The 12482-nt window shown below is 37.6% G+C and carries 10 protein-coding genes; 7 read left to right on the forward strand and 3 right to left on the reverse strand.

What is annotated here, in order from left to right; translation table 11 throughout:
* The first annotated feature begins 14 nt into the window (after positions 1 to 14).
* On the forward strand, positions 15 to 1589 hold the full coding sequence (gene cls / locus ACFO3L_RS05405; RefSeq protein WP_379964604.1) for a cardiolipin synthase: 1575 nt from the start codon (positions 15 to 17) through the stop codon (positions 1587 to 1589).
* Positions 1590 to 1637: 48 nt separating this feature from the next.
* Here the strand turns inward: cls and helD are convergent, their stop codons facing one another.
* The 3 genes from helD to ACFO3L_RS05420 all read right to left on the reverse strand — a co-directional run bounded on the left by helD (position 1638) and on the right by ACFO3L_RS05420 (position 5172).
* The gene (gene helD / locus ACFO3L_RS05410) at positions 1638 to 3905 is read right to left on the reverse strand and encodes an RNA polymerase recycling motor HelD (RefSeq protein WP_379964607.1); all 2268 of its coding nucleotides are present in this window, start codon (positions 3903 to 3905) and stop codon (positions 1638 to 1640) included.
* Positions 3906 to 3998: 93 nt separating this feature from the next.
* Positions 3999 to 4418: a nucleoside/nucleotide kinase family protein gene (locus ACFO3L_RS05415; protein ID WP_379964609.1), complete on the reverse strand. Its 420-nt coding sequence runs from the start codon at positions 4416 to 4418 to the stop codon at positions 3999 to 4001.
* A 100-nt stretch (positions 4419 to 4518) separates the two neighbouring features.
* Complete coding sequence (locus ACFO3L_RS05420; RefSeq protein WP_379964611.1) at positions 4519 to 5172, reverse strand: NUDIX hydrolase; 654 nt, start codon at positions 5170 to 5172, stop codon at positions 4519 to 4521.
* 470 nt (positions 5173 to 5642) lie between these two features.
* Here ACFO3L_RS05420 and thrS point away from each other — a divergent pair, with 470 nt between their 5' ends.
* The 6 genes from thrS (at position 5643) to infB (ending at position 12469) form a co-directional block, all read left to right on the forward strand.
* Positions 5643 to 7577, forward strand: a complete 1935-nt coding sequence (gene thrS, locus ACFO3L_RS05425) for a threonine--tRNA ligase (RefSeq protein WP_379964614.1) — start codon at positions 5643 to 5645, stop codon at positions 7575 to 7577.
* Between the two features lie 167 nt (positions 7578 to 7744).
* A complete protein-coding gene (gene rimP, locus ACFO3L_RS05430; RefSeq protein ID WP_379964616.1) occupies positions 7745 to 8218 on the forward strand; it encodes a ribosome maturation factor RimP in 474 nt (157 codons plus the stop codon).
* A 20-nt stretch (positions 8219 to 8238) separates the two neighbouring features.
* Positions 8239 to 9396: a transcription termination factor NusA gene (gene nusA / locus ACFO3L_RS05435; RefSeq protein WP_379964618.1), complete on the forward strand. Its 1158-nt coding sequence runs from the start codon at positions 8239 to 8241 to the stop codon at positions 9394 to 9396.
* 18 nt (positions 9397 to 9414) lie between these two features.
* Complete coding sequence (gene rnpM / locus ACFO3L_RS05440) at positions 9415 to 9711, forward strand: RNase P modulator RnpM (protein ID WP_379964620.1); 297 nt, start codon at positions 9415 to 9417, stop codon at positions 9709 to 9711.
* On the forward strand, positions 9704 to 10006 hold the full coding sequence (locus ACFO3L_RS05445) for a YlxQ-related RNA-binding protein (RefSeq protein WP_379964623.1): 303 nt from the start codon (positions 9704 to 9706) through the stop codon (positions 10004 to 10006). Before rnpM ends, ACFO3L_RS05445 begins: the two co-directional genes overlap by 8 nt.
* Positions 10007 to 10018: 12 nt before the next feature.
* Positions 10019 to 12469 carry a translation initiation factor IF-2 gene (gene infB / locus ACFO3L_RS05450; RefSeq protein WP_379964626.1) on the forward strand — a complete coding sequence of 817 codons (2451 nt, stop codon included), beginning with the start codon at positions 10019 to 10021 and terminating at the stop codon, positions 12467 to 12469.
* Positions 12470 to 12482: the final 13 nt, after the last annotated feature.

A 12482-nucleotide genomic window follows, 5' to 3' on the forward strand; every position in this document is an offset into this window, starting at 1 on the left:
AAGTCGGAGGCCCAATGAAAAAAGAGAATAAAGAGTTATTTGAAAAAAGTAAACGTGGGGCATTACAGTTACTATTTAGTCGATTTGGTATTATTTTAGTTTTATTGTTGATTCAAGTTTTATTGTTATTCGGTCTGTTGAATTATGTTGCGACTAATTATATCCATCTATATTATACGGTAAATTTAGTCTTTACTTTGACCGGCTATACCTTGTTGTTTAATAGTTCGAGTGATAATAGTGTGAAGATGACTTGGATGGTGGTTTTCACTGTTTTACCAGTAGTTGGGATTTTACTTTATCTTTATACCCAACTGGAATTTGGACATCGTTATGAACGCCGTCGTCTAATCGATATTATTAGAAATAGCCATCATTTGATTCAAAGTCAGCCAAAAGTAAAAAAGGAACTTGAAGCTAATAAGGACTTAAAAGGAATTGTTTCCTTTTTGAATCAAACGAATACCTATCCTGCCTATCGAAATTCAGATGTGACTTATTTTCCTTCAGGAGAAGAAAAGTTTGCTGCACTCTTAGAAGAATTGAAACAAGCAAAATCATTTATTTTTATGGAATATTTTATTGTCGGCAAAGGTGAAATGTGGAGTGCGATTTTAGAAATTTTAATTCAAAAAGCACAAGAAGGCGTCGAAGTCCGTTTTATGTATGACGGTTTTTGTGAGTTTTCGTTATTACCACGCTCGTATTCGAAAGAGTTAGAAAAAATGGGAATTAAATGCCGAGTGTTCTCGCCAATTCAACCATTTGTTTCAACCGTTTATAATTTCCGTGATCACCGTAAAATTTGTGTGATTGATGGACAAGTCGCTTTTACCGGTGGAGTGAATTTAGCCGATGAATATATTAATAAAGTGGAACGTTTTGGCCATTGGAAAGATACCGCTGTTCGCGTGAAAGGCGAGGCGGTTGAAAGTTTTACATTAATGTTTTTACAGATATGGGCTAATAATAGTGACACTTCAGATTTTGGACAATGGCTAAATGTTCCCAAAGAAAAAATTTTAAAAGACGATGAAGCGAAAGGCTGGGTTGTCCCATACGCAGATTCACCGTTGGATGCAGAACGAGTAGGAGAAATGATTTATTTTGACCTGCTAAATAAAGCGCAGGATTCAGTGCAAATCATGTCGCCTTATTTAATTTTAGATGGAGAGATGGAAACGGCTTTAACTTTTGCGGCAAAGCGTGGTGTCAAAGTCGATTTAATCTTACCCCACGTCCCAGATAAGAAATATGCCTTTGCTTTAGCCAAAAGTCATTATAAGACACTGATTGAAGCGGGGGTTAACATTTATGAATACACACCTGGATTTGTTCACGCTAAAGTTTTTTTAGTTGATCAATACAAGGCAACGGTAGGTACGGTTAACTTAGATTACCGTAGTTTCTATCATCATTTTGAATGTGGTGTTTATTTGGAAGATGTTCCATCGATTGAAGAAATTAGTGAAGACTTTAAAAAAACTTTAAGCCTTTCTCAAAAGGTAACGTTAGAAGATGTTCAAAAAGAAAAAGCTCTAACAAAAATTACCGGTTGGGTCTTGAAAATATTTGCACCACTTATGTAAGAAAAAGGTTCCTAAATGTCTTTTGACATTTTAGGAACCTTTTTGGCTTTATTGATAAGTATTAGATGTTGTTAAAGTAAATAAAGGACTTTGAACAGCTGGAACGAGCAGTGTTAATTCATGCATTGCCCGCGTTGCAATGGTATATAGAACCAATTGATCGTGGTGAGTCGAGAAGTTCTCGCCAATATTCCAAGCGAAGACACTATCAAACTCAAGGCCTTTTGCCAAGTAAGCAGGAATAATCATAATGTTACGTTTCATGAAATCATCTTCTGAGGTAATCAGTTGAATGTCATGTTGCGTTTGTTCATCAAACTGAGCATAGAGCTTTTCACATTCTTCAACGGTTTTTCCGATAATCGCAATTCGCCAGTGAGGATGATTTTTGTGTGTTGCAAAGGACTCGTTTAACAAGGCTTGAACAAGTTTTTCGTTTGTTTCAGCTGAAATCAGTGTAGGAACTTTTCCGTTACGAGCCGTTGTTTTCACTTGATCTTCTTGTGTTAAAAATTGGTTGGCAAAATCAGTAATTTCTTTTGTTGAGCGATAGCTTGTTGTTAATTGATAACGAGCGAGTGATTCATCTGGGAATAGATAATCAAGCGAATCAACGATTGTTTCGTTACCGAAAACTTTTTGATTTAAGTCACCACATAAACTGATGCCTGCTTTTGGATACAAGGTTCTTAACAAGGCTACTTGCGAAGGTGGGAAATCTTGCATTTCGTCAATGAAAATAAAACGAGCTTTTTGTTCATTTGAAATAGGGAAGAGACCTTTTGATAATAAAAAGAATAAAATACCATCTTCTTGTGATAATTGACGATTACGAAACTGTTGCTTAACCTTGACCAAATACTCGTGCCATTGAGTTTTTGTTAAATTAAAATCGTTTAAGATTGACTGTGGCACTTGTTGTAAGAAATGCAGATATTGTTTTGGATTGTTGATGAATTGGAAGTTTTTAACTCCAATCGTTAAACTGCGAAACTTTTTACGAACGAGTTGCATACGAATTTTTTTACGTAGGCGTCGCTCATTTTCTTCGGTGTACTCTTGATGTGGATCGTTTTCAAATAGTTCTTGCAGACGTTCTTCTGTTTCTTCTTTCACCCAAGGTTTGCGGAGTTCGTCTCTTTCAAGTCCACCAATTTTCTTTAATAGTTTCGTTTGTAGTAGTTGGCTGCGTTGATAAAGAGGTAGATTTGGGTTCGTGTCTTTATACCACTGGCGAATTTGTTTCTTAGAAATATATAGCTCACCTTTAATTTTTAGATCTCGGAAAAGGGGGCCGACAGCTGTGATGCTTTCGATATAGCCATCGATACGGCGTACGAGTTCTAAGCTGTTCAGTAATTTTCCGATGTTGTCATTTTTACCAGATAAGAAGTGGCTTTCATCTTCTTCTTCGCTCGTAATGCCATACTTTGGTAATAATTGTTGTAAGAAATCTTTAAAGGTACGGGTTGGAACTTCACTTTCACCTAACGAAGGTAAGACTTGCGAAATATAATCCGAGAACAAGTGATTAGGTGAAAAAAGTAAAATCTGATCATCTTCCAACCACTTACGATTTCGATACATTAAGAAGGCGATTCTTTGCAAAAGAGCGGAAGTTTTACCACTACCGGCAATTCCTTCAATTAGGAGGACTTTATTGCTTGTATCACGAATGATTTCATTTTGTGCCTGCTGGATAGTTGAAACGATGTTTTTCATTTGTCCTGATGACGCTTCATCTAAAATTTCTAATAAAAAATCATCGTTAATGTTTTCAGCTGTATCAACCATTGAAATCATTTCGCCGTCTTGAATTTTAAATTGGCGTTTTAAGAGCAGCTCAACATCAAAACTATCCGTATCGGTACTATAAGAAGTAGGACCTAATGTCCCTTCGTAATATAAATTGGCAATTGGCGCCCGCCAGTCAATGACTAACGTGTCTTCATTTTTATCACGTAAAGAGGCAATTCCTAAGTATAAGGTTTCTTCAGGTTCGAGTCCTTCTTTAAAGTCGATTCTTGCAAAATAAGGTGATTTTTCCATTACGCTTAAGGTCTTCATCCGTTTTTTTTGAGCTTCTGATGTTTGGTAACGGAGTAATAAATCTTGTTCGTGTTGTTGATATTCAACAACGGATTCATAGAAGGCCTCTTCTGAACCAGTATTAATTTTTTTATCGGCGACCTCTTTTAATTGGTCTTGTAAGGAATCAATGCTTTGTTCCTGTTGTTTTTTGATAATTTCTTTTTCGTTATCTATTAGTTGGATCATTTTCACTAATTGTTTTTTCTCTAACTCACGGGTAGTCATGGGGCATACCTCCTAAAAATTTGACCTTAAAAGTATAGCACATAACGCGATAGAATACGAAAAAAAGTCCCGATTCTCATCAGTGATTAAGAATCAGGATTTTGCTTGAATAAATTGTAGTAACTGTAATGCGTTTTGTTCAGGCGGCTTCGTACCATCTAAAACCATATCGCATGAAGGTAAGACGATTTTTTCATGTAATGCAACGAGGGGATGGACAAACTGAATATACGTTTGGCACCAGTCGAAAATCTCCTGAGGGTTACTTTGTGGCGTGAATTCCCGTTGAATGTAACGAGGAAATGCGATATCAAAGGGAGTTTGCACATAGCAGGCTTGATCGATGAATGGATTGAGCGTGTGGTGTGTTCTACCAAAAGGAAAATCAAGCAGAATTAATGGGAATTTACCATAAGCATGATCGAAATCATTTATTAATGCGGACAAATCGTATTGATTAATAGCGACAAGTGGATTTTCCTTGAAAAAATCAAACGAAGGGGCACCCGGCAAAGCATTGATACTATAATCATCAAAAGCGATTATTTTTATTTCAGGTTGTTAATTTAACAGGGCACGGCTAAGCGTTGTTTTCCCACCTGCAGTAATTCCGCTAATTGTTAGGACTTTTGTTTGCATGCGAGAGGCCTCCGTCGATATGAATGTCTTTTTCAAGATTTTTAAGAATGTTCAATTGCTTATTGGTCGTTCTTTTTTTGGAAAGAGTCGGTAGCTGCTCCCAAGGGAAATAGCTAGCAGCGCTTATTTCAGCATTCGCTTTAAAAGTTCCTGACTGTACTTCGCAATAAAAAACCAATTTATAGAAATGAAAAATCTGGGGACTATTTGTTTGCTGAGTATCAAAAATGGCAACTAGCGGTCCCACGTTGACCTTTAGTCCTGTTTCTTCTAAGACTTCTAATTGGATATTTTTAGTTGGTGACAAGCCGACTTCAGTGAATCTACCGGGAAGGGACCGCTCTTTTGTGCGACTGTCTTGTACTAACAGGACTTGGTTGTCTTTAGTAATCAAGGCTCGCACGTCGACCTTAGGTGTAGCATAACCTTTTTCTGCCGAAAAAAGGTTATGGAGTGTTTCGATTGGTTCATTACCTAATTGACTCATTAATGTTAAAGCAATCGTTTCAATTTCTTGGTAGCGTTCTTGATCGTAGCTATCTTTTCCAAAAGTTTTTCCGCTTTGCGCGATAGCTAGTAATCGTTGGCAAAGAGGTAAGACATCCGTAGTACCGCTCCTTCCATTCATTTTTCTTATATTATAACAAATGATAAGTCGTGCGATAGGTTGTATTTGTATTTTTATTAAATAAATAAGATTTATTACCAGGATAAGTTTTTTATTTGCTATTGATTAAAAAAATAAAAGAAAAAGCGAAAGAGACTTGCATTTTTTTATTAGAAGTGTTTAAATGAAAACATATTTGATTGATAAAAAAGACACCTGCATTTGAGAGTCTTCTATTAGAGAGGAAAAGCTTGGCTGAAAATTTTCCAGAAGAAAACCAAAGAATGACCACTTTTTTACGAACCTTTGTCGAAGCAGAGGCGGTCGTTTCCGTTATCACGTTTGAGAAATATATAATGTTTTGATTATATATTGAAATTTAGGTGGAACCACGATGATACGTCCTAATATCGCATAAGCGGTATGAGGGCTTTTTTTATTGTAAAAAAACAGGAATTACAATAAAAATATTATATTTAGGAGGATAAAAAATGATTAAAGTAACATTTCCCGACGGCGCAATTAAAGAATTTGCAGCTGGGATTACAACCAAAGAAATCGCAGAAAGCATTTCAAAAAGTTTAGCGAAAAAAGCATTAGCTGGAAAAGTCAATGGTGAATTAGTTGATTTAGATTTTGGTATTGAAGTTGATGCGGCTTTAGAAATTATTACACCTGACCACGAGGATGCACTCACTTTATTACGTCATTCAACTGCTCACTTAATGGCTCATGCGATGCGTCATTTATACCCAAATATTCATTTTGGCGTTGGCCCAGCGATCGATTCAGGTTTTTACTACGATACAGATAATGGGGAACACCCATTAACTGCGGAGGATTTACCAGCGATTGAAGCAGAGATGATGAAAATCGTTAAAGAAAATCATCCAATTGTTCGCCGCGTTTTATCAAAAGCAGAAGCGTTAGAACTATTTGCAGGCGACCCTTATAAAGAAGAGTTAATTAATGATTTGCCAGAAGATGAAATTATTACAGCTTACGAGCAAGGTGATTTCGTTGATTTATGTCGTGGACCACATATGCCTTCAACTGGCCGTATTCAAATTTTCCAATTACTTTCAGTAGCTGGTGCTTACTGGCGCGGTAATTCTGATAATCATATGATGCAACGTGTCTATGGAACAGCCTTTTTTGATAAAAAAGCCTTAAAAGAATTTATCCAAATGCGTGAAGAAGCCAAAGAGCGTGACCATCGTAAATTAGGAAAAGAATTAGATTTATTTATGCTATCACCAGAAGTTGGTGCAGGTTTACCATTCTGGTTACCAAAAGGTGCGACAATTCGCCGTACAATCGAGCGCTACATTACCGATAAAGAAATTGCTTTAGGTTACCAACATGTTTATACACCAATTATGGCAAACGTGGAGTTTTATAAAACATCTGGTCACTGGGCACATTATCATGAAGACATGTTCCCACCAATGGACATGGGTGATGGTGAAATGCTTGTCTTACGTCCGATGAACTGCCCACATCACATGATGGTTTATAAAAACGATATTCATTCATACCGTGAATTACCAATTCGTATTGCTGAACTTGGTCAAATGCACCGTTATGAAAAATCAGGTGCATTATCTGGATTACAACGTGTACGTGAGATGACTTTAAATGACGGTCATACATTTGTTCGTCCGGATCAAATTAAAGATGAATTTAAACGCACACTCAATCTAATGACGGCTGTTTACGAAGACTTTAATATTACGGATTACCGTTTACGTTTAAGTTACCGTGACCCGAAAAATACTGAAAAATATTTTGATGATGACAATATGTGGAATCACGCGGAAAAAGTCTTAAAAGAAGTAATGGATGAAGTGGGTCTAGAATATTTTGAAGCAGAAGGTGAAGCAGCTTTCTATGGACCAAAATTAGATGTGCAAGTTAAAACAGCTTTAGGTAATGAAGAAACATTGTCAACAATTCAATTAGACTTCTTATTACCAGAACGTTTTGATTTAACTTATGTGGGTGAAGATGGAGAGAACAGTCACCGTCCAGTCGTTATTCACCGTGGAATTGTTTCAACAATGGAACGTTTTGTTGCTTACTTAACAGAAGTATACAAAGGCGCGTTCCCAACTTGGTTAGCACCAATTCAAGCGACAATTATTCCAGTTTCAGTTGAAGCGCACCATGAATACGCACAATTAGTAAAAGAACGTCTGCAAGAAAAAGGCATTCGTGTTGAGTTAGATGACCGCAATGAAAAATTGGGTTATAAAATTCGTGCGTCTCAAACACAAAAAATTCCATATCAAATCGTTGTCGGCGACCAGGAAGTGAATGATTCCGCAGTTAACATTCGTCGTTATGGTTCAAAAGAAACAAGTGTTCAAACGTTAGATATGTTTGTAGATGCAATTGTCGCGGATGTTTTAAATCGTAGTAAATAGAAAATGAAGAAATGTGAGTTAGGCACGATTTCCTTGAATTTTCTGAAAAGATATGTTATATTTCTAAATGTAATGATACTTGAGTCGAGTGAGGGGCAATTTTCCCCTCACTCTTTTTATGGAATGAATTGGCTTGCGTTACGAGATATTAAAGGAGGGATCACATTTTGAGTACGGTTGTGGAAACTGTTACGGATTTAGTAACACCGATTTTGGAAGCGGAAAATTTTGAGTTAGTTGAGGTAGAATTTGCCAAAGAGGGAAAAAACTGGTTTTTACGTGTGTTTATTGATAAAGAAGGCGGTATTGATCTTGAAGACTGTGCGCTTGTTAGTGAACGTTTAAGTGATGCCTTAGATGCAGTTGATCCAGATCCAATTCCACAAGCTTATTTTCTTGAGGTTTCGTCTCCTGGAGCAGAACGTCCATTGAAAAAAGAAAGTGACTATGAAAAAGCTTTAGGTGAGTATATTCATGTTTCTTTCTATCAATCAGTTGACGGCGAAAAACAATACGAAGGCTTTTTACAATCGTTTGACGATCAAGAATTAGTGTTGAAAGTGCGTATCAAAACAAGAGAAAAAGAAATGACTTTTGAACGTAAAAATATTGCCCAAGCTCGTTTAGCGGTTCAATTTTAATAACGGAGGATTCAAAGAAGATGAGTAAAGAAATGTTAAACGCCTTAGATGCATTAGAAGCAGAAAAAGGCATCGCTAAAGAAGTCGTAATTGAAGCGCTAGAAGCGGCTTTAATTTCAGCTTATAAACGCCATTATGGCCAATCACAAAACGTGGAAGTTGTTTTTGATAATAAAAAAGGAAATATCCATGTTTATGCAGTAAAAGAAGTAACAGAAGAAGTGATGGATTCTCAATTAGAAGTATCATTAAAAGATGCGATTTTAATTAATCCGGCTTACGAAATTGGAGATAAGATTCGTTTTGAAGTAACACCAAAAGATTTCGGACGTATTGCAGCACAAACGGCTAAACAAGTTATTTTACAACGTGTACGCGAAGCAGAACGTAATATTATTTATACTGAATTCAGTGCCTATGAAAATGATATTATGCAAGGAATCGTTGAACGCCAAGACAATCGTTACATTTATGTGAACTTAGGTAAAATCGAAGCGGTTTTATCAAAACAAGACCAAATGGCAAACGAATTTTACCAACCGCATGACAGAATTAAAGTTTACGTATCTAAAGTGGAAAATACATCAAAAGGGCCTCAAGTTTTTGTAAGTCGTAGCCATCCCGATTTATTACGTCGCTTATTCGAGCAAGAAGTACCAGAAGTATATGATGGTACGGTTGAAATTGTCAGCATTGCACGTGAAGCAGGCGATCGTTCAAAAATTGCGGTTCGCTCACACGATGCAAATGTTGATCCAGTTGGTACATGTGTTGGACCAAAAGGACAACGTGTTCAAGCATTAGTGAATGAATTAAAAGGCGAAAATATGGATATTGTTGAGTGGAGTGAAGATCCAGCAGTCTTTATCGGGAATGCTTTAAACCCGGCAGAAGTTAGCGATGTGATTTTCTCAGCTGACAATCCAAAAGCTTGTACAGTAGTCGTACCTGACTATCAATTATCATTAGCGATTGGTAAACGTGGCCAAAATGCTCGTTTAGCTGCAAAACTAACTGGATTCAAGATTGATATTAAATCAGAGTCTGACATGATGAGCTATTACGAAAACTTAGAAAAAGAAGAAGCTGCCAACGAATCAGCCGTTAATCAAGAAATTATGGAAAACCCAGATATGACTGCGGATGATTATGAAAATGTAACGTTCGAACAAGAATAATTTCGAGGTGGGATTTGTATGAAAAAAAGAAAAATTCCGATGAGAAAATCTGTTGTTTCGGGTGAAATGTTTCCGAAAAAAGAATTGTTACGCATTGCCCGTTCTAAAGAAGGGGTTGTTTCAATCGATCCAACAGGTAAAGCACCTGGTCGTGGCGCTTATTTAGCGCTCGAACCAAAAGAAGCCCAAGAAGCTTGGGATAAAAAGGTTTTTGATCGCGTTTTAGAAACAAAAATCTCAGATGAATTCTACCAAGAATTACTAGATTATGTTACGCATCAAAAAGCCCGAAAAGAGTTGTTTGCAAATGAATAAACAAAAAGCATTAAATTTATTAGGCCTCGCAATGCGCGCAGGTAAATTAGTCTCTGGTGAAGAGTTAACTTTGAAAGACATTCGAGCACAAAAAGTGCATCTTGTTTTTATCGCTAACGATGCTGGAAAAAATACACAAAAAAACATAAAAGACAAAAGTTCTTTTTACGAAGTTTCTTGCTCAACTGATTTTAATTCAAACGAGTTAAGTCAGGCAATTGGCAAAAGTCGGATGGTCGTAGGCGTTAAAGACCGTGGATTTGCTGAGAAGATGAAGGAACTATTACTAGGTTAGGAAGGTGATTACATGACTACTAAAAGAGTCTATGAAATTGCAAAAGAAATGAATACATCGAGTAAAGAAATTATCGATAAAGCACACACACTAGGAATTACAGTTAAGAACCACATGGCAGTAATCTCTGAAGCGCAAGAGCGTTCAATTCGTCAATCATTTAATAAAAAATCAGGCCAAAACCGCTCAGGTCAAAAACCAAGCCAAGGACAAAATCGTCCAGCTCAAGGCCAAGGCCAAAACCGCCCAGCACAGGGATCGAATCAAAATCGTCCGGCCCAAGGCCAAGGGCAAAACCGCCCAGCACAAGGCTCAAATCAAAATCGTCCGGCTCAAGGTCAAGGGCAAAACCGCCCAGCGCAAGGCTCAAATCAAAATCGTCCGGCTCAAGGTCAAGGGCAAAACCGCCCAGCGCAAGGATCGAACCAAAATCGTCCAGCCCAAGGTCAAGGTCAAAGCCGTCCGGCACAAAGCTCAAACCAAAGCCAAAACCAAGGACAAAACCGTTCAAACAATCAAGGTTCAAACCAAGGCCAAAATCAAAATCGTTCGAATCAACAAGGTCGTGGTAATTCGAATCAAGGACGTAATTCAGGTTGGGGTAACAACCAAAACCGTCAACGTTTCAACAAAAAAGGCCGCAAAGGCAAACAGCAATCACAAGAAGTGAAACCAGCTGTTCCAGCACGTAAATTCCGTGAGCTACCGGAAGTTTTAGAGTACACAGATGGCATGAACGTAGCTGATATTGCTAAAAAAATCTACCGCGAGCCAGCTGAGATTATTAAAAAACTATTCATGATGGGTGTCATGGTTAACCAAAACCAACCATTAGATAAAGATACAATTGAATTATTAGCGACAGATTATGGCATTGAACCACAAGAAAAAGTTCAAGTAGACATCGCTGACATTGATAAATTCTTTGAAGTCGAAGAAGTGAATGAAGAGGAATTAGTTTCACGTCCACCAGTTGTTACAATTATGGGACACGTTGACCATGGTAAAACAACATTACTTGATACACTACGTAAATCACGTGTAACAAGTGGTGAAGCCGGTGGTATCACGCAACACATCGGTGCTTACCAAATCGATATTGACGGTAAACCCATTACTTTCTTAGATACACCGGGTCACGCGGCTTTCACAAGTATGCGTGCACGTGGAGCAAGTATCACAGATATTACTATTTTAGTCGTTGCAGCAGATGATGGTGTGATGCCGCAAACGATTGAAGCGATTAACCACGCCAAAGCAGCCGGTGTACCGATTATTGTTGCAGTTAACAAAATCGATAAACCAGCAGCAAACCCACAACATGTAATGCAAGAATTAAGCGACCAAGGTTTAATTCCAGAAGCATGGGGGGGCGATACAATTTTTGTTGAAATCTCAGCGAAATTTGGTAAAAATATCGAAGAACTGTTAGAAATGATTTTATTAGTTGCCGAAGTTGAAGACTTAAAAGCAAATCCTAAACAACGTGCAATTGGTACAGTTATTGAAGCACGTTTAGATAAAGGGAAAGGTCCAGTTGCGACACTCCTTGTTCAACAAGGTACGTTGCATGTTGGAGACCCAATCGTTGTCGGAAATACGTTTGGTCGTGTTCGTGTAATGACGAATGATATTGGTCGTCGTGACAAAGCAGCAGGTCCAGCAACACCAGTTGAAATTACTGGATTAAATGATGTCCCTCAAGCAGGGGATCGTTTTGTAACGTTTGAAGATGAGAAAACAGCGCGTGCTGCAGGAGAAGAACGTGCAAAACGTGCGGTTCTAGAACAACGCGGCAGCAATACTCGTGTGACATTAGACAACTTATTTGATAGCTTGAAAGAAGGCGAAATCAAAGCAGTTAATGTTATTATTAAAGCTGACGTTCAAGGGACAGCCGAAGCGTTATCAGCTTCATTACAAAAAATTGATGTTGAAGGCGTTCGTGTAAACATTGTCCATTCAGCAGTTGGTGCGATTAATGAAAGTGATATTACATTAGCAGCAGCAAGTAACGCGATTGTTATTGGATTTAACGTTCGTCCAACGATTCAAGCGAGACAACAAGCCGAAGCAGAGAAAGTTGATATTCGTCTACACCGTGTTATTTATAACGCAATCGATGAAATTGAAACAGCGATGCAAGGAATGCTTGATCCAGAATTTGAAGAAAAAATTACAGGTCAAATGCTTGTTCGTGAAACGTATAAAGTTTCAAAAGTTGGAACAATTGCTGGTTGTTACGTTACTGAAGGTTTCATTCGTCGTGATAGTGGCGTTCGTGTCATCCGTGACAGCATTGTTATCTTTGAAGGTGAGTTAGCAAGCTTGAAACGCTTTAAAGATGATGTTAAAGAAGTCAAACTTGGTTTTGAATGTGGTGCAATGATCGAGAAATTCAATGACATTCAACAAGATGATGTAATTGAAGGCTTCGTGATGGAAGAAGTTAAAAGAAAATAAATTTTTAAAATCA

Origin of the sequence: Enterococcus eurekensis (assembly GCF_042654605.1) — a bacterium.
Taxonomy (GTDB): domain Bacteria; phylum Bacillota; class Bacilli; order Lactobacillales; family Enterococcaceae; genus Enterococcus_I; species Enterococcus_I eurekensis.

Excerpts from the sequence above, each read along its gene's own strand:
- rnpM (WP_379964620.1), top strand. The coding sequence starts at position 9,415 with ATGAAAAAAAGAAAAATTCCGATGAGAAAATCTGTTGTTTCGGGTGAA.
- infB (WP_379964626.1), top strand. The coding sequence starts at position 10,019 with ATGACTACTAAAAGAGTCTATGAAATTGCAAAAGAAATGAATACATCG.
- ACFO3L_RS05420 (WP_379964611.1), bottom strand. The coding sequence starts at position 5,172 with ATGAATGGAAGGAGCGGTACTACGGATGTCTTACCTCTTTGCCAACGA.
- ACFO3L_RS05445 (WP_379964623.1), top strand. The coding sequence starts at position 9,704 with ATGAATAAACAAAAAGCATTAAATTTATTAGGCCTCGCAATGCGCGCA.
- helD (WP_379964607.1), bottom strand. The coding sequence starts at position 3,905 with ATGACTACCCGTGAGTTAGAGAAAAAACAATTAGTGAAAATGATCCAA.
- thrS (WP_379964614.1), top strand. The coding sequence starts at position 5,643 with ATGATTAAAGTAACATTTCCCGACGGCGCAATTAAAGAATTTGCAGCT.
- nusA (WP_379964618.1), top strand. The coding sequence starts at position 8,239 with ATGAGTAAAGAAATGTTAAACGCCTTAGATGCATTAGAAGCAGAAAAA.
- cls (WP_379964604.1), top strand. The coding sequence starts at position 15 with ATGAAAAAAGAGAATAAAGAGTTATTTGAAAAAAGTAAACGTGGGGCA.